The sequence below is a fragment of the Acidobacteriota bacterium genome (genome assembly GCA_020845575.1).
Taxonomy (GTDB): domain Bacteria; phylum Acidobacteriota; class Vicinamibacteria; order Vicinamibacterales; family Vicinamibacteraceae; genus Luteitalea.
This window is the reverse complement of the sequence record JADLFL010000002.1, coordinates 1-16,861: the sequence shown is the minus strand read 5'-3', so window position 1 is coordinate 16,861 and position 16,861 is coordinate 1. Positions and strand designations below refer to the sequence as shown.

12 protein-coding genes are annotated in these 16,861 nt (G+C 68.9%); 6 read left to right on the top strand and 6 right to left on the bottom strand.

What is annotated here, in order from left to right; translation table 11 throughout:
• Nucleotides 1-12 precede the first annotated feature (12 nt).
• Genes IT182_00590 through IT182_00580 form a run of 3 tightly spaced genes read left to right on the top strand, consistent with a single transcriptional unit; the run spans nucleotide 13 to nucleotide 3,945 of the window.
• Nucleotides 13-1,392, top strand: a complete 1,380-nt coding sequence (locus IT182_00590) for a peptidase M14 (GenBank protein ID MCC6161830.1) — start codon at nucleotides 13-15, stop codon at nucleotides 1,390-1,392.
• Nucleotides 1,393-1,420: 28 nt separating this feature from the next.
• Nucleotides 1,421-2,956, top strand: coding sequence for a response regulator (locus IT182_00585; protein MCC6161829.1), 1,536 nt, complete (start codon nucleotides 1,421-1,423; stop codon nucleotides 2,954-2,956).
• A gap of 56 nt (nucleotides 2,957-3,012) precedes the next feature.
• On the top strand, nucleotides 3,013-3,945 hold the full coding sequence (locus IT182_00580) for a carbohydrate kinase family protein (protein ID MCC6161828.1): 933 nt from the start codon (nucleotides 3,013-3,015) through the stop codon (nucleotides 3,943-3,945).
• An 8-nt stretch (nucleotides 3,946-3,953) separates the two neighbouring features.
• Here the strand turns inward: IT182_00580 and IT182_00575 are convergent, their stop codons facing one another.
• Nucleotides 3,954-5,438: an FAD-dependent oxidoreductase gene (locus IT182_00575; GenBank protein MCC6161827.1), complete on the bottom strand. Its 1,485-nt coding sequence runs from the start codon at nucleotides 5,436-5,438 to the stop codon at nucleotides 3,954-3,956.
• Nucleotides 5,439-5,617: 179 nt separating this feature from the next.
• On the opposite strand from IT182_00575, the gene IT182_00570 reads away from it, so the two are divergent.
• Nucleotides 5,618-6,448, top strand: a complete 831-nt coding sequence (locus IT182_00570) for a sulfite exporter TauE/SafE family protein (protein MCC6161826.1) — start codon at nucleotides 5,618-5,620, stop codon at nucleotides 6,446-6,448.
• Nucleotides 6,445-6,735: a DUF1634 domain-containing protein gene (locus IT182_00565; protein ID MCC6161825.1), complete on the top strand. Its 291-nt coding sequence runs from the start codon at nucleotides 6,445-6,447 to the stop codon at nucleotides 6,733-6,735. Before IT182_00570 ends, IT182_00565 begins: the two co-directional genes overlap by 4 nt.
• On the opposite strand, the gene IT182_00560 is transcribed toward IT182_00565, so the two are convergent.
• The 3 genes from IT182_00560 to queF form a co-directional block, all read right to left on the bottom strand.
• Nucleotides 6,707-9,955, bottom strand: coding sequence for an N-6 DNA methylase (locus IT182_00560; GenBank protein MCC6161824.1), 3,249 nt, complete (start codon nucleotides 9,953-9,955; stop codon nucleotides 6,707-6,709). The genes IT182_00565 and IT182_00560 overlap by 29 nt on opposite strands.
• Entirely contained in the window at nucleotides 9,952-12,219 is a 2,268-nt protein-coding gene (locus IT182_00555; GenBank protein ID MCC6161823.1) for a DEAD/DEAH box helicase, read from the bottom strand. The genes IT182_00560 and IT182_00555 overlap by 4 nt, the downstream gene beginning before the upstream one ends.
• A 200-nt stretch (nucleotides 12,220-12,419) precedes the next feature.
• Nucleotides 12,420-12,770 carry an NADPH-dependent 7-cyano-7-deazaguanine reductase QueF gene (gene queF / locus IT182_00550; protein MCC6161822.1) on the bottom strand — a complete coding sequence of 117 codons (351 nt, stop codon included), beginning with the start codon at nucleotides 12,768-12,770 and terminating at the stop codon, nucleotides 12,420-12,422.
• 179 nt (nucleotides 12,771-12,949) lie between these two features.
• Between queF and IT182_00545 the strand changes: the two genes are divergently transcribed.
• On the top strand, nucleotides 12,950-13,249 hold the full coding sequence (locus tag IT182_00545) for an HU family DNA-binding protein (GenBank protein ID MCC6161821.1): 300 nt from the start codon (nucleotides 12,950-12,952) through the stop codon (nucleotides 13,247-13,249).
• Nucleotides 13,250-13,321: 72 nt separating this feature from the next.
• On the opposite strand, the gene IT182_00540 is transcribed toward IT182_00545, so the two are convergent.
• Together IT182_00540 and IT182_00535 are read right to left on the bottom strand one after the other, a co-directional pair.
• On the bottom strand, nucleotides 13,322-15,049 hold the full coding sequence (locus IT182_00540; protein MCC6161820.1) for a sensor histidine kinase: 1,728 nt from the start codon (nucleotides 15,047-15,049) through the stop codon (nucleotides 13,322-13,324).
• Nucleotides 15,046-16,488 (bottom strand): ABC transporter substrate-binding protein, encoded by a 1,443-nt coding sequence (locus IT182_00535; GenBank protein ID MCC6161819.1) that lies wholly within the window; start codon nucleotides 16,486-16,488, stop codon nucleotides 15,046-15,048. The genes IT182_00540 and IT182_00535 overlap by 4 nt, the downstream gene beginning before the upstream one ends.
• Nucleotides 16,489-16,861 lie beyond the last annotated feature (373 nt).

Sequence of the window (16,861 nt, the reverse complement as noted above, 5' to 3'; positions counted from 1 at the left end):
TGGCCCGTACCGATGCGTGTCTTCCTCACTTCCCGCGCGGCCAGGCGGATGAGTGCGCTGCTCATCACGTCTGTGCTCGTCGTCGGCTGCCATGTGGCGTCGCAGGAGATCCCGGCACCGCGCCCGGAGGCACTTGGTGCCACATGGGACGCCGAGCGCGTCGACCTCCCCATCCCGCCGCTGCTGACGCACGCGCTGCTCGAACCTCAGCTCGCGCGCCTCGTGCGTGAGAGCCAGGGGCTCATCACCACCGAAGTGCTCGGCACGTCGGTCGAAGGTCGCGCCATACACCACCTCACGATCGGGCGCGGCCCGAACGCCGTGCTGCTCTGGTCGCAGATGCACGGCGATGAGCCGACTGCGACATCGGCCCTGATCGACGTGCTCCAGTGGCTGGTGACGCATCGCAGCGAGCCGGTTCCGGCACGGATCCTCGACACGCTCACGCTCCACGTCGTGCCGATGCTCAACCCCGACGGCGCCGAGCGCTTCCAGCGGCGCAACGCGCAGGGCATCGACATCAATCGCGACGCGTTGCACCTCCAGACGCCAGAAGGCCGTCTGCTCAAGGCGCTGCGCGACAAGGTGGAGCCCGTCCTCGGGTTCAACCTGCACAACCAGAACTGGCGCACGTCGGTGGGGACACCGCCGCAGCCGGCCGTCATCTCGTTGCTGGCCGTCGCCTATGACGAGGCGCGCTCCGCGGATGCGCGTCGCCAGCTCACCAAGCGCGTGAGCAGCGTGATCGTCGAGGCCTTGCAGCCGTTTGCCGCGGGTCGCATCGGCCGCTACGACGACTCCTTCGAGGTGCGTGCCTTCGGCGACAACATCACGAAGTGGGGGACGGGTGTCGTCCTGATCGAGACGGGACCGTGGCCCGGCCCCGACCCCGATCGGATGCTGGTGCGGCTCAACTTCGTGGCGCTCGTCACGGCGCTCGACGCCGTGGCGAGCAACAGGGTGTCTCAGGCGGATCCGGACGTGTACGAGACGCTGCCTGAGAACGGCGGCAGCCTGCTTCATACCCTCGTGAAGGGCGGGACGGTCCTTGCCGGGACCGGCGTTCCTCCGTTCCTGGCCGACGTGGGTCTGGCCGGTACGCGCGTGGTGCGCCAGCAGGCCACCGGGCGGACGCTGCACTGGCAGGGCAGCATCCAGGACGTCGGCGACCTGCGCGTCTACGGCGCGCTGGAGACGATCGACGCAACCGGACTGTTCGTGAGCCCCGCCTACTCGGACGCTCCAGACGGGTCCGACGTGCTCCTGCCAGAGCCCCGCGCCGACGGAAAAGGGCCGCGCATCGCCCTCGGCGCGCCAGCCCGCCTCTGGATCCTGCGTAGCGGCGGCACGCCCGGCCGGTATACGCTGGTGCGTACTGTCGAGCTGCGCTGACCCCTGCGTCGGCGTTCCGCGCCACGCCATGTCCGATCCCGCCGGCCCGGTGCCGCCTTCCACCGATTCCGCATCCACCGCCGATGCGTGGAGCACCCTCCTTGGCGCCGCGCGCATCATGGTCGCCGAGCAGGACCTCTATCTCCGCTATACGGCCATCATCGACGGGCCGGCTGGTGGGCCCTTCACGTCGGCCTGCATCGGTCGTCTCGACATCGAGGTGCTCCCGGGCGAGGCGGGGGAGCGTCTCGGCGCGGTCAAGCATGACGCGATCGAGAGTGGAACGCCGCAGCAGGTGTGCGTCGACGTCCCCACGGAGGCGGGTGTCCGGACGCTGGAGGTGACGGCCACGCCGCGACGTGACGGACACGGACGAATCACGGGCGTGCTGTCTGCCGCCGTCGACATCACTGACATCCGACGCGCGCAGGTCGACGACAGCCGCATCGCCGCTCTCGTGGAGTCGCGCACGCTCGAGGGCATCGGTCGCCTCGCGGGCGGCGTGGCACACGACTTCAACAACCTGCTCACGGTGATCCTGGGCTACTGCGAACTGCTGCGCCTGCGTCAGCGTGGCGGCGCCGACCTCGACGAGATCGCGAACGCGGCCCGTCGCGCGGGTCAGATCACGCGGCAGCTGCTCGCGTTCGGCCAGCGGCAGGCGCTACAGGTGGACACGGTCGACATGAACGCGCTCATCCGCGGTCTCGCGCGGATGCTGCGGCGCGTCCTCGGCGAGTCGATCGCGCTGGATGTCGATCCCGGCGACGAGTCGGCATGGGTCGTGGCCGATGTCGGCCAGATCGAGCAGGTGCTCCTCAACCTCGTGATCCACGCACGCGACGCGATGCCGTCCGGCGGCACGCTGCGGATCGCCACGCGGATCGTCGAGGCCGACGCGCGGGAAGCCGGGCGCAGTGTCGAAGTGACGGTACGGGACAGCGGCGACGGCCTGCGTGAAGAGGATCGCCGGCGCGTGTTCGAGCCGTTTTTCCCGACCGCCCGCACCGAAGGTGGGCTCGACCTCGCGGCCGCCCACGGCATCGTCACGCAGACGGGTGGAACTCTCGTGTGCGAGAGCACCGTCGGCGCCGGTACGACGTTCGTGATGCGCCTCCCGCTCGGCCTTCCACCGGCCGCCGCGCAACGCGTCGCCAACGGCACGCCTGACGTCCATGCGCGCGGCGACGAGGTGGTGCTGCTCGCAGGCGACGAACCTCTCGTGCGCGAACTGGCCGCGCGGTCCCTGCGCGAGTACGGCTATCGCGTGCTCGAAGCCCAGGACGCAGACAGCGTGGTTCGCCACGTCGAACAGGCGCTGCCGTCGCTCGTCGTGTCGGATGTCGCCCCGTCGCCTGACGGCCTCGACCTGCCCGTCGAGATCGCCCGCCGGTGGCCGGACCTGCCGGTGATCGTGCTCACCGGCCGCGGCAGCGCATCGACGGTGGGAGCCCTCCGGCCCTCATCCGTGCTTCGCAAGCCCTTCAGCCCTACCGACCTCGCCACCCGCGTCCGCACGCTCCTCGACGAGAGCCAGGGGTTGAAACCCCTGGCCTCCATCTGACATCCGCACCGTCTCCGGTTGCCGGTTGCCGGTTGCCGGTTGGCTATACTCCCCTCGTGCCTACGTCCGCGTCAGATGCGCTCTGGGATGTGGTGGGCCTCGGGGCCAACGCCGTCGATTTCGTCTACCGGTTGCCTGCTGTACCTCAGGCGCAGGGCAACTTCTCCAAGGTGCGGATCAGCCGCGAGACGATCAGTTGCGGCGGACAGATGACGACGGCGCTGGTGGCCTGCGCGCGGTTCGGGCTGCGGGCCAAGTACGTGGGCGTCACGGGAACCGACGACAACGGCCGCCGCATCAGGAAGGAACTCGCGCACCACAGCGTCGACTGCAGCGACTCGATCATCAAGGACGCGCGCAATCAGTACGCCGTGATCATGGTGGACGAGGTCTCGGGCGAGCGCATCGTCCTCTGGGATCGCGATGAGAAGCTCCAGCTGCGCCCACACGAGATCCCGGAGCACGCGATCGTCTCGGCACGCCTGCTGCACGTGGACGATGTCGACCAGGAGGCCGCGATCGTGGCGGGCGGGATGGCGCGGCGGGCGGGGCTCGTTGTCACCAGTGACATCGATCGCCTGACACCACGAACCGTCGATCTCGTGAAGGCCGTCACCGTACCCATCTTCGCCGAGCACGTGCCTGTCGGCCTCACGGGTGCCAGCGACATCGACACCGCGCTCCGGCAACTGCGCCAGATGCACGACGGGCTGCTCTGCGTGACGATCGGCGCCGAAGGCGCGATCGCGCTCGATGGCGATCGCCTCGTCCATTCGCCTGGGTTCAGCGTGCAGGCCGTTGACACGACCGGCGCCGGCGACGTGTTCCGCGCCGGGTTCATCTACGGCACGCTCCATGGCTGGCCGACCGAGGAGGTGCTCCGGTTCGCCAACGCCGCGGCGGGCCTGAGCTGTACGCGTGCCGGCGCCATAGGCGGCGTGCCGGCGCTCGAGGAAATCGAAGCACTGCTCGGCACCGTGCAGGCGTAAGCCGTCGCCTACGCGACTGATTCCGTCACGCCGAGTTTCGACGCCACTCGACGCGCGGCCATCGCGCCCGAGTGCAGCGCACCTTCCATGTAGCCGACGAACGCGTAGGCGCAGTGCTCTCCGGCAAACTGCAGCCGTCCGCCGATCCCGTCCCATAACGTCGCGCCGATGCGCATGATCTGTCCGGGCGCGGGGAACGAATACGCACCCTTGGCCCACGCATCGCCCGGCCAGTCCATGAACCGCGTCTGCACCAGTGACGCCGGCAGATTCCTGTACACCGGCGACAGCGCGGCCATGTAGCGCCGCGTCCGTTCCTCCGCCGGCCACGCGCGCACTTCCTCCGCAGCAGGACCTCCGGAGAACGCGTTCATCGACGCGCCCGTGCCGCGCTGGTTGTCGGTCTGGTGCCACGTCATCTGCACCGGGCCGTTGGTGAGCAGGTCGGGCGACAGCTTCGCGCGTGTCCAGAACTCGCCCTTCACGCGCATCAGGAACTTCACGTTCGAGCCGATCTGCGGCTGGATGTGCGCGGGCAGCACGGGGTCGAACGCGATGCGGTTCCATGTGTTCGGCGGCACGGAGACGATCACCTGGTCGGCGTCGAGCACGCGCCTGTCGGCGAGCGTCACGCGCGCGCCAGACGATGCCAACTGTACGTGCGTGACAGGCGTGCGCAGCAGGATGCGATCGCGGCCGATCGCGTCGGCCAGCTTCTCGGCGAGCTGCTGATTGCCGCCCTTGCAGCGATAGACCTCCGAGTCGGTCCAGTACGCTTCAACGCCGCCGCCCTTCACCATCGCGAGATGGCCGAGATAACTCTGCCACTCGGTGCGCACGCCGCTGTCTGCCGTGATCATCGCGTCGATGGCACGCCGGCAGAGGTCAGAGCACTGCAGCCCGCGCACCCAGTCGCCCACCGTCTTCAGATCCAGCGCCACCGCATCGTCGGCCAGCCATGGCCTGTCGGCATCAGCCACGCGCCGTGCATCGTCGTTCATCGTGCCGAAGGCGGCGTCCATCTCCGTGAAGAGGGCCTCGGCTTCCGCGCGTGCGACGCGCACGCCGTCGATGAGGACCGGCGCTTCGAGCGCCTCGTCCTCGGTCATGTCGAGCATGTCGAGCCCGAAGCGTTTCGCATACGACTGCCACATCACGTGGTTGGAGCCGATCAACTCGCCGCCGCCCTCCACGACCTTGCCGGGGACGAAATCGCGGAAGGACAGTACGCGTCCCCCGACACGGCCTCGTGCCTCGACGACGGTCACGTCGAGGCCGGCACTGGCGAGTTCGAACGCCGCGGCAAGGCCGGAGAACCCGGCACCGATCACGACCACACGTCCGCGGCTGGCCGTCGGCTGCGCGAACCCGCGTCCACTCAGGAGCAGCCCCGCCCCTGCCGCAATCGAGGCCTGCATCATCTGCCGCCTGGTGAAGCCGTCGCGGCGGTCGGGTGAGTAGCGATCGTGCAGGCGAGCGTAGAGAGAGCGCATGTCCCTTGTCACAACGAGCCGGCCACCGCAGACGAACGGGGGAGACCGGCAACGGGCAACCGGCAACCGGCAACCGATCGGTCGTCGCGCTCCCCGTGCTTCCCCCGGGAGACTGTGGTGCCCAACCGGTTGCCCGTTGCCGGTTGCCTGTTGCCGACAACGTCCTCAGAATTGCTTCCGTGAGTCACGACGTGACGCTGTTGACCATCGGCATGGTCATGGGGCTTGGCGCGCTCGGGGGGATGTTCGGCGCCATGCTGGGGCTGGGCGGCGGGGTGTTCCTCGTGCCGCTCCTGACGCTCGGGTTCGGCCTGCCATTCCGCCAGGCGGCAGGCATCGGGCTCATGACCGTCATCGCCACGTCGAGCGTCGTCTCGGCGCAGCGCGCCGGTGACGGCACCATCAACCTCCGCCTTGGCATCGTTCTCGAGATAGCGACGACGCTCGGCGGCCTCGCCGGTGGGCTCACGGCGCTCTGGCTGTCGCAGCGGACGCTGCGCATCATGTTCGGCCTCGTCGCGCTGGGCATCGCGGGCGTCATGTTCAGCCAGATGAACAAGCGCAACGCGCTGCCAGAGGGCGACACCGACACGGGCTGGCTCGGTGGCCAGTTCTACTCCACCGAGCGCGGACGGATGGCACCCTACCGCGTGCGCCGCCTGCCGCTGGCCCTCGGGATGTCCTTCATCGCCGGCAACGTGTCGGGCCTGCTCGGTATCGGTGGCGGCATCCTCAAGGTGCCCGTCCTCACGTCGTGGTGCGGCGTACCTCTGCGCGTGGCGGCAACCACGAGCTCGCTCATGATTGGTGTCACCGCCGCAGCATCGGCGCCCATCTACTACGCGGCGGGCGAGATCCTGCCGCAATACGCGGCGGCATCCGTACTCGGCGTGATGATCGGCACGCGCGCCGGCTTCTGGGTCGCCGATCGCACGAAAGTGGCAGGCCTCAAGATCATGCTCGGCTGCGTGCTCATCTTCGCGGCCCTCATGATGCTGGTGCGCGCATGACGGACGCGACGGAGTTCGAACGCCTGCTGGGACGCACGCTGTGGATCGGAGTGGTGGTGAGCACCACGCTGCTCGCTGTCGGCTTGCTGCTCTCGATGACCATGCCGGGGCTGGCTGCCGATCGCCTGCTCGATGCCGGACTCGTCCTCCTGATGGCCACGCCCATGGCGCGCGTGCTGCTCTCGTGCGTCGAGTACGCCCGCGAGCGCGACTGGTTCTTCGCGCTCGCCGCGTTCGGCGTCGTGGTGGTGCTTACCGTCACCGTGTGGACGGCCTGGCAGCGATGAGCCGCAGCGCGCCTTCGCGTATCTGGTCCGGCAGTCGCGGGAAGTCGCCCAGCACCGTGGTCATCGCCGTGCGATCGAGTCCGTACAAGCCGGCCGCCTCCGCCTGAAGCGCGATGAACGCGTCAGCATCGTCTGACGCACGGAGAAGACGAGTCGCGAGCCGCACGACGCGCCGGCGTCTGGTGTCGCGCGCGATGACGAGCGGGACGGGCACGTGCGCGATGAGGCGCGTGGTGACGTGCGAGGCGAGGAACCGGCGCACGAACCAGTCGGCCACCAGGCTGTTGAGCATCCCGCAGAGATACACCTGCACCGACAGCGGCGCGCGCGTGCGCAGGCAGAACAGCGTGTGCGTCGACACGCACCCCGGCGGCAGCAGCGCGCAGATCAGCGATCGCGTGTTGGTCGCCGAGGAGACGTCGCGATAGGCAAGCCGCCAGTGTTCCCACGGCGCATCGGGCAGTACGCGTTTCGCGTCTGCGGCCGCGATCCAGGGGGTGTCGGGCGGCCGAACGGTGAACGGCTTCATGTGCTTGCCGTCGACGACGTGGAGCGCGTCGACGTCGCCGGCAGATCCGTCGCGAAAGAGGTGGCGATCCTCGGTGGCGTTCAATTCCCTGCCGAACCGCAGGCGCCACCCGCCGCCGAGACGTGGTGCCTGGATCAGGCGTTCGAGCACCGCGAGTTCGGCCGCGGATCGCACTGACGGGATCGCCTCCGACTCACCGCTGGCGCGCCGGAGCATCGCGCGCGACAGCAGGCGAGGTTCCGAGCCTGACGTCGAGGTCCGCCGGCGTCCGGACGTCGATTCGCCCTCGTCGACGAGTACGGCAGTCGTCGCGGATCCCCGCTGTCCCGTCACCGCGACGATGCGCATGGAGCGATGGATGGGAAAGAGCGCATCCCGGTTGTCGAAGACGGTGATGCGATCGATGTCGGCGCGATCGAAGAGATGCCGGCGCAGCGCCGCGGCGCCGTGGTCGGCGAGGATGCCGCCAGGCAGCAGGCACCCGATGCGGCCGCCGGTGCGCACCAGTTGCAGCATCCGCTCGAGGAACAGCTGATAGCTGTTCACGTGACCACCCGTGTCGCGATACACGCCGCTGCGGCGCACGAAGCGCATGAGCGGCGCGATGTCGCCGCGCCGCTCCGCGCGATCTGCCGTGGTGCCGAGATCACCGCGGAGCATCTCCCATGGCGGGTTGGCGATCACGGCATCGAAGCCGCCACGACCCGTCTCGAAGATCTCCGGAAACGCCAGATTCCAGTGGAGACACTGTTGCGAGCGCGCCAGAGCCCGCCACCGTTCTGCATGTACCGCTACACACCCCTCGGCAGGGGCGACTCTTGTGGTCGCCCGTCCGCCAGCGCGCAACGCGTCATCGACGGCTCGCCACACGCCCTGCGCCGGAGGCTCGTCCTGCATGACGGCGCCGCACCATGCATCGGCTCGCGCATGCCACGCGGACATGCCTTCGCGTCCGCGCAACTCGTGCAGCGTGCGCGTCTTGTCGTGCGCATCGTCGGCCGAGAGCGTGGGGCGCGCCGCAAGGGCCGCGAGCAACGGCCCGACCTCATCGGCTTCGTGGTGCCAGTGCTCGATATCGAACAACGTGAGCTGCGACTGGCTGCTGCGCAGTGGCGTACGCGCTGCCGCCGGAGGCCTTGCAAGGAGTGTCGCCGGAGAGACGCCCGCGAGACTGTTGCCGACGCAGAGGTGCGCGTCAAGCCACGTGAGTGGACGGTCTGGCGCCAACGACTGCAGCCAGAGCGAGAGACGCGCCACCTGCACCGCGCGAGCGTCGATGTCGACGCCGTAGAGGCATTGCTCCGCCACGCGCCGGGGCAGCGACTCGCGTTCGTCGCGCGGGACGTCGAGCGGCCCTCCACGACCCTCGCGGACCCACGCCGCTTCGACCGCCGATACGAGATAGCGATGCGCGGCGGCCAGCAGCGCACCGCTGCCCATCGCGGGATCGAGGATGCGGAGCCCGAGGACCTGTTCCGCGCTGGCCGATCGCACCAGCGGATCGAGCGTCCGTTCCACGACGGTGTCGGCCATCTCCGGCGGCGTGTAGAACGCGCCCGTCCGCTTGCGCAGGAGCTCCGGGCCGTTGGCCACGGATGCCGGAGACAGCAGCCGTTCGTACAGTGTACCGAGCTGGTCAACGCCGAGTTGCGCGAAGTCGAACGCGTCGCCGCTGCCTGGTGCGCACGTGAGCGACGTCAGCATCGCTCCGAGAATCTCGTCGGAGATGCGCGACCCGCGCCTGGCGACGAGCGTGCCCGCGAAGAGCGGACCGTTCAGCGCGCCGAGTCTCGCGCCGCCGAGCTGCATACCGTCTCTGCCAGCCCGTCCGATGGCGACGAGACTCTCGTGGACTCCCGTCGGCGTGCGGCGCCGGGCGCGACACTCGCGTGCCAGCGTCGCGATCGAATAGCTGCGTCTGTATGCGGGATGCCACAAGGGAGCGAGCGCACGCGACTCGGCGAACAGCAGGAAGAGCCACTGGAACACGAGCGTCACGTGCGCGTCGCGATCGCCAGCCGCGTGGCGGTCGAGCTGCGCAAGCGTGTCGAGCACGCCGTCGCGAAGTGCCTTCGTGCTGCCGGTGCGTTCGTGTGTGCTCGATGCGATCAGGCGCTCGATGAGCGAACCGCCGCCCGAACGGGTCGTGCGATCCGCTGCGCCCGGCTGGGCCATGAGCCAGAGCGCCTGCCATACGCGCGCGTCGATCGCGGCGTGCGTGAGGTCGACGCCGATGTGTACGCGCGTGAACGGACGTGTGGCGTCGTACCACCGCCACGTGAGGCCGTTGCAGACGGCGACCCACGGCGTGCCCCGCTCCGCCCCCACTCGCGTGGCGGCACGCTGGAGCCCCTCGTGCCCCATCCCCCACGGCATGCTCAGGATCGTCTGGCGGAGTGCGCCCAGCGACGCGGACGCCTCGCGCATCGGGATGCCGCCGACGATGACAGGGACGTCGTCGCCGGGCGCCCATCCAAGTGCCTCTGCGCAGGGCCGGACGAGGTGCCACCAGACAGCCGTTGCCCCGCTCGCCGGACCCAGCAGTTCCGCAGCCGTGCGCCACGTCCGCGCACACCGGTGCATCGCGCGCGTGGCCGCCTCTTCGTGTGCAGCGTGCATGAGCGAGGCCGAGAGATGGCGCTCCATCACGCGCGACCAGACGCACCCGCCCGTCAACCACGACGCGCTCATCGCCGTTGTGCCGCCGCGCGGGCGGCCGACGTCCCTGCAGACGAAATCGCGTCGACGTCCATGGGCACGTCGCGTCGCACCAGCACGGCGGACGACACGACACTCGCCGACAGCGTGTCTCTCACGGGCGCGACGGACTCGACGTCTCGCCCGGCCATCGCGTCGGCGAACAGCCCGTCCCCGTCGCGCGCCGCCGATGCGTGCGCCGATGAGTCTGCATCGCGTTCCCATTCGCTTACACGCCGCGCAAGGCGTTTCGCCCGCACCAACAAGAGCCCGTAGGGGCCGGGCTTGTCCGGCCCGTCATCGTGAAGGTGCGGTGGTGTCTGCTGCCCGGTGAATACCAGTACGGGTATGCGCGACGTCGATAATTCCGCCTCGCCGGACACCTGCAGCACGCCGGCACAGACGGTCGTCGTGTCTTCCTCGAGCCCCAGTCGTGTGATGGTGCGCTGCCACCGACGCCGACGCAGGGCGCACACCGCCACGTGCGTACGCGGTGCACTCGACGCCAGTCCGCGCTCAAGTGCGGCGGCGGCAACGGCCGTTCTCCTGCACCGGAACGCCGTGTGCGTTTCCAGCCACGAGTTGTCGCTCTCGGCGCGGATCCTGAGTCGATCCAGTGCCTGCACGTCTTCGGCCGTGTCGCCGGTCATCACGACGGTGTGGACGCGACGCGTCTGCCCGTAGCGATCCACGCGGCCCGTGCGCTGCTCGAACGCGCGCCGCGACGGTGGCATCTCCGCATGGACGACGAACCGGCACGTCTCGTGGAGATTGAGGCCTTCCGCCGACGCATCGGTGGTGACGAGCACGCGTGCGCGTCCCTCGACGAACGCCGCGATCGCCTCGGACCGCAGCGCGTCGGGCAATCCGCCATGAATCACGATCGGGTCGTGCGCCGACAGCCGCGTGCGCAGCGCGCGCAACGTGTCGACGTACGACGTGAAGATCACGACCGGCTCGCGACAGCGTCTCACGAGGCGAGCGACGGTCTCGAGCTTGCGACCGGCAGGCGGGAGTGCGCGCGCGGCACCCAGCAGTGACGCAAGGGCATCCCGCTCCGCACCCACGTCCTCCCACGCCCGTCGTCTCATCAGTTCATCGTCTCTGTCGTCCTCCGTCTGGTCGAAGAGACCGATGAGCCTCGGCTCGGCCGGCACATCCTGGCCCAGCACGAGCAGCCGGCGTTCGAGCGAACGCACGAGGGCGGCGGGACACGACGAGGCGCGGCGTCTCAGCACCAACGCGGGCAGCAGGCCAGCCGCGTCGGACTCGCGGCGTGCGCGAGCGACGTACTCGTCGAGTGTCGAGCACAGCGCGCGATGCGACGTCTCCAGTCGCACGCGCAGGAAGTGCGCGCGCCTGGGCGCGCGGCCCATGAGTGAGGCATCGCGTCGGACGACGGCCATGGGTGTCTCGCCAGGCCTCGCTCCGATCGTGCGCAGGCAGATGGCGCCCGAGGTGCCAGCGGCGGTTGGCGTGGCGGTGAGCAGAAGGACGCGCGCGCTCGACATCGCCACGCGAGACACGGCGGTGAGGCGCGCGGTGCCGGGTGCGCAGGCGTGTGCCTCGTCAACCACCAGCAGCGTCCAGCGCGTGCGGCCCAGCAGGTCGATCACGTCTGGCTGCCGCAGCAGGTCGATCGACACGAGCCAGCACGCGCCCGCGCGCGAGGCGTCGACGGAGCGGCGCGGGAGGGCGGCTTCGATGCGGAGGGCTGCGGCATCGAGCACCGACGCGTGGATGCGCGCCCGAAGCTGCAGCGCAGCCGTCCACTGCGCGACAAGGCTCGCCGGACAGACGATGAGCGTGACCGCGCCTGGCTCGCGCGCGTGGATCTCGTGCAGCAAGAGGGCGGCCTGCACCGTCTTGCCCATGCCGACGTCATCGGCGAGCAGCACGCGTCGATGGTGGCCGGAGAGCACCATGATGCTCGGCACGTACTGCCAGGGGAGATGCGTGAGTGGCAGCCGCGCCGCACGCGCCGGCCACCACGACGGAGGCTCTCGTGCGCCCTCGAGCGCGAGGCGCATCCACGTGCGGCGCGAGACCCGACGCAGCGCGATGCGATCCGGCGTCACCTCATCGGGCGGCGACGCGATGAGTCGTGGCAGCTCGGCATCCTGCGCGAGCCGCCACGAAACGTGGCCGTCACGGTCCGATCGATCGAGGACGCGCCACCTGCGTGCCCGGCACCACACGCGCGCCGGGACGCGCGAGTCGACGGTCGATTCCCGTGACGCTGTCGCCGTGTGCAGCATCTGCCATCTCCCGGATGCACGAGATCGCACATCCTGCAATCGCCAGCGCGCGATCGCGAGATTTCAGGCCGAAATCACGACGATCGCACGAGACGTGCGAGATGACAGTGCAAGCGAGATGCCGGCAACCGGCAACCGGTATTGCCCGCCGACGTCTCACGTCGTGAGCCGTTGCGCGCCCGCAAGCCGTAGCCGTGAACTTACGCCGATCTCTCGTACGTCGCGGTGACCGAGGTGCGGATGCCGCCGCGGGGCGTGAAGTCGCCGACGACGGTCATGCGGATCGGGGCGCATGCCGCAACGAGGTCGTCGAGGATCTGGTTGGTCAGCGCCTCGTAGAACACACCCTTGTTGCGATATGCCAGCAGGTAGTACTTGAGTGACTTGAGCTCGATGCACGTGGCGTCCGGCACGTACGTGACGCGGATCTCGCCGAAGTCGGGGAGACCCGTGACGGGGCACATCGAGGTGAATTCAGGGCACCGCGTGTCGATCTCGTAAGAGCGTCCGGGACGGGGATTGGCAAAGGTCTCGATGCCGGCACTGGCCATGCGCGAGTGTACACCGGTCGTTCCGGGCGTTTGCCGTCGATTGCAACGAATTGACTTGCGTGAGGCATGTCGCTAGCATGACTCGCACTGCGTTTTGGCCTGAGATCGTGACACGCGCGCCACGAATTCGAGGCACGCTTCCAGACTACGCGCGCGTTTGAGATTAGGGAGACAAGCGGATGGCCCAGGCCCAGAAGATGACCAAGTCGGCGCTCTTTGCGTTCTTCGCTGACAAGTTCGAGGTGAAGCGCACAGAAGTGCGTGACTGGTTCGAAGAGCTCTCGGCGCTGGCCGAGAAGGAGCTCAAGCGCTCGGGCGAGTTCACGCTCCCCGGCGTGGTGAAGCTGTCGGTGCGCAAGAGCAAGGCGCGCATGGGCCGCAACCCCGCTACCGGCGAGCCGATCAAGATCCCCGCCAAGACGCGCGTGAAGGCGACGGTCGTGAAGGCCATGAAGGACGCCGTCATGCCGCGCAAGTAGTACCCGTTCCTCGAAGTTCCACGAAAAGGCCCTGCAGTGCGCAGGGCCTTTTCGTGTTCATCGCTTCGATCGTCACGCGGCGGTGATCCGTGTGAGCCGCGGGAAGGTCAGCGTGAACCGGCTGCCCTGGCCGACGACGCTCGTGACGCGGATCGTACCGCCGAGTTGCTCGACGATCTTGCGCGAGATGGCCAGACCCAGCCCGAGCCCGCGGCGTTTGGTGGTCACGAAGTCCTCGAAAATCGCCTGGATGCGCTCGTCGGGAATGCCGCAGCCCGTGTCGCACACGCGCATGCGCACAGGTCCCTCGTCGCCATCCACTTCCAGCCAGACACGACCGCCGGGCGGCGTTGCCTGAAGCGCGTTGAGCACGAGGTTGCGCAGCACGCGGCCGAGTGCGAAGAGGTCGCCTTCGATGAACAGTGGCGTCGCGGGCATCGTGCCGCTCTCGATCGTCACGCCGGCGACTGACGCCTGCGCCTCCATGCGTTCGACGACGTCGAGCATCAGCTTGCCGGCGTCGATGGGGAACTTCTCGAGCGGGATGGGACGCGCCAGGTTACGCAGGTCCTCGAACGTACGCTGAATTGTCGAGAACTCGCGTTTCACGAGACGGGCGAACGTCGCCCGATACTCCGCATCGTCGTGCATCTGCAGCACGAGCTTGCAGTTGTTGTTGATGTTCTGGATCGGGTGCGACAGATCGTGGACCAGACCCGCCGCGATGCGGCCGAACATCGCCTGCCGCTCCTGCCGAATCGCGGCCTGCTGCAGTTCGCCCAGCCTGTCGGCCATTGCGTTGAAGGCCTCACCGAGCAACCGGAACTCATCGTCTCGCGTGATGTGAACGCGCCGATCGAGGTCGCCGTCGCCGATGGCGCGGATGCCGGCGAGGAGATCCGAAATCGGACGCAGCAGCGAGCGGCCGAACGCGATGCCGATGGCGATGTTGGCCAGCAGGGCGAGCGTCACGAACAGCAGGAGCTGACGTTCGAGGCGGCGTGCCGGTGCGAACGCATCCTCGACGGGCTGTTCGACGATCACGCGCCAGCCGAAGCGGGGAAGCGGCTCGGTGGAGACGCCTACCACTTCGACGTCGTCGAAGCGGTGGTAGCGGGCCCGCGACGCGGGGCCCGGATCGCCGTCCGCCCCGAGGACGAGCGGATGCGCAGCGATGCGTTCGCCGCGCGCGATGCGTGTCTTGCCGCGCGGCCGGCCGTCGGCGATGATGCGGCCTGTGTCGTCGATGAGGAACGCGCGTCCGCTGGTACCCACCTTGACGTTGTCGACCACGCGCCACAGTTCTTCCAGTCGGAGCTCGGCGACCAGATAGGGCGCCAGCGAATCGTCGAGGCGCAGCTTCATGCGCGATCGCGGCAGTTGGTCGGAATCGAGGTCGACGGGCAGCAGCGTGATCGCCGCCGTCGGCAGTTCCGTGAGCGGCGCCGACTCGCCGCCGATGTCACTCGTCGCGACGGGAACACCTCTGGCGTCGTACAGCGTGAGCGATCGGATCTCTCGCGCGGCCGTCACGTGGTTGAAGAGCACGCGCTGCTGCTGACCGCGCGTGAGGCCGACGCCGGCGAGGTCGGCGGCGGCGGAGCGGACGAGACGTTCCGTCGACCTGAGGTAGAGGTCGATGGCGTCCGCCGCGCGTGCGGCGATGGCGGCGTGGTTCTCCATCACCGACTGGCTCGTGGTGGCGCGCAGCGTCCACCCGGCCACGACGCCGAAGATGACCAGCGGCACGATCGCCGCCGTTGTCACGAGCATCGCCATCCGGCGCGTGATCGGGATCACGGCGAGACGTTCCAGAGAGGGAGCGACACGAGGACGTCTCCGGCCTGACCGGCGGGAACCGCCACGCGACGACCCACCGCGCGGCTCGCTTCCTGCCAGAAGAGCGAGACAGCGGGAGGATCCTCGATCAGGACGCGATGGAGATCGGCCACCGCCGCGATGAGTGCCTCGTCGCTCGTTGCGGCGCGCACGCGTTCGGCAGCAGCGGCGGCGGCCGTGTAGCCGTTGTCCACCACACGCTGTCGCGTGTGCGCGCCGAAGTGCTCGTACGGCAGCGTGAGTCCGTATCCACTCACCAGCGGCGACACGAACGTCTCGAATTCACCTCGCGCCAGCCGCGGCGCGAGGGCCGGCAGTTCGAGCGCTTCGATGTCGAGCGTCACGCCGATGTCGCCGTACGCCTGCTGCAGCCGGCCCGCCACGCGCAGCATCATCGGGTTGTTCAGCACGAGACAGGCGATACGAAAGCGCGGGGCGACGCGCGTGCGCGACGCCCGGCGAGGCAGTCCAGCCTCATCGAGGAGACGCTCGGCTTCCTCGCGGTCCACGCGCAGGAACGCGGTGTCGGCCGCGTGCGGTTGAGACCAGTGCTGGTGCCACAGGATGTCTGCCGCGGGCACGCCCATACCTTCGGCGACCTCATCGACGAGCGCCACGCGATCGACCGCCTTGTTCAGCGCCAGGCGGACCTCGCGCCGCGCGAGGATCGAGTGACGATGGTTGATGCCGAGGGTCACGACGTACGGTTTGACGTGCGGGAAGACGTGCACGCCGTCTTCGGCTTCGAGCACGCGTCTGACGTCGCTCGGACTCTCGTAGAGCACGTCGACGTCCTCGCGCAGCAGCGCCGCCACCGCCGCGCGGGCGGTATCGAAGCGCTTGACGGCGATGCGCCCGATCGCCGGCGCCGGATGGCCAGGCTGTGGGACCGAGGAGAACGTTGGCTCGGCGGCCTCCGGGTCGTCGAGGCGATAGAGGCCGGCATCGATGGCGGGCCAGACCGAGAGCGAATCGAGCAGCAGGCTGGTGGGTCGTGAGAGACGCACGTCGATGGTGTCGGGGCCAGTTTCGTCGACGCTCGTCACGTCCCAGATACCCGCACGGACGTCGCTGGCCGCCACCGCCTCGCGTATCAGCGAGACGATGTCCGCGGTCGTCGCAGGTCGTTGTGCGTCGACGAGTCGCAGGCCCTGGCGAATCCTGAACGTCCACGTCAGCCCGTCGGTCGAGACGGTCCACGACTCGATGACGTCGGGTTGCGGCCTGCCGGTCTGGTCGGGGCGGAGCAACCGCGCACTCGTGAGGCTGTAGATGAGAGGGCCGAGCGGGACGCCTGCGCCGGGCACGGCGATGGTGACGTGCGTGGTGCGGGGCGGAGACGTGTCGGAACGCCCGCAGGCGGGAAGGCTGGCGCCCAGCAGCAGGCAAGCCAGTGCCACGGGCATGACCTGACGTGCTGCGTCGTGAGGTCCGGTGGGGCGGGCGGCGGGCGCGGTCACGACAGCGTACGGCGGGCCCCTTCCGACCAGGGCACCGCCGTCGCTGCTTGTATCACAAACGCGCGCTTACGCCTGAGGTAGAGCGTGCCGGCAACCAACAATCGGCAACGATACGGGTGTAGCCGCCGGACTTTGTCCGGGGACGGCGATCACCGACTGCCGGACAAGTCCGGCAGCGTCTACTTCTTCTGCCTCTTCCGGGATCAGCGTGGGTAGAGGTCCAATCCCCCGCAATGGAAGTAGATCGCGGTGGTGAAGTGATCGGGGTTACGGAAGCCACCGGCCTTGCGCTTGATGCTCATGATCTTGCTGT

Excerpts from the sequence above, each read along its gene's own strand:
- IT182_00590 (MCC6161830.1), top strand. The coding sequence starts at position 13 with ATGCGTGTCTTCCTCACTTCCCGCGCGGCCAGGCGGATGAGTGCGCTG.
- IT182_00585 (MCC6161829.1), top strand. The coding sequence starts at position 1,421 with ATGTCCGATCCCGCCGGCCCGGTGCCGCCTTCCACCGATTCCGCATCC.
- IT182_00575 (MCC6161827.1), bottom strand. The coding sequence starts at position 5,438 with ATGCGCTCTCTCTACGCTCGCCTGCACGATCGCTACTCACCCGACCGC.
- IT182_00565 (MCC6161825.1), top strand. The coding sequence starts at position 6,445 with ATGACGGACGCGACGGAGTTCGAACGCCTGCTGGGACGCACGCTGTGG.
- IT182_00560 (MCC6161824.1), bottom strand. The coding sequence starts at position 9,955 with ATGAGCGCGTCGTGGTTGACGGGCGGGTGCGTCTGGTCGCGCGTGATG.
- IT182_00555 (MCC6161823.1), bottom strand. The coding sequence starts at position 12,219 with ATGCTGCACACGGCGACAGCGTCACGGGAATCGACCGTCGACTCGCGC.
- queF (MCC6161822.1), bottom strand. The coding sequence starts at position 12,770 with ATGGCCAGTGCCGGCATCGAGACCTTTGCCAATCCCCGTCCCGGACGC.
- IT182_00545 (MCC6161821.1), top strand. The coding sequence starts at position 12,950 with ATGGCCCAGGCCCAGAAGATGACCAAGTCGGCGCTCTTTGCGTTCTTC.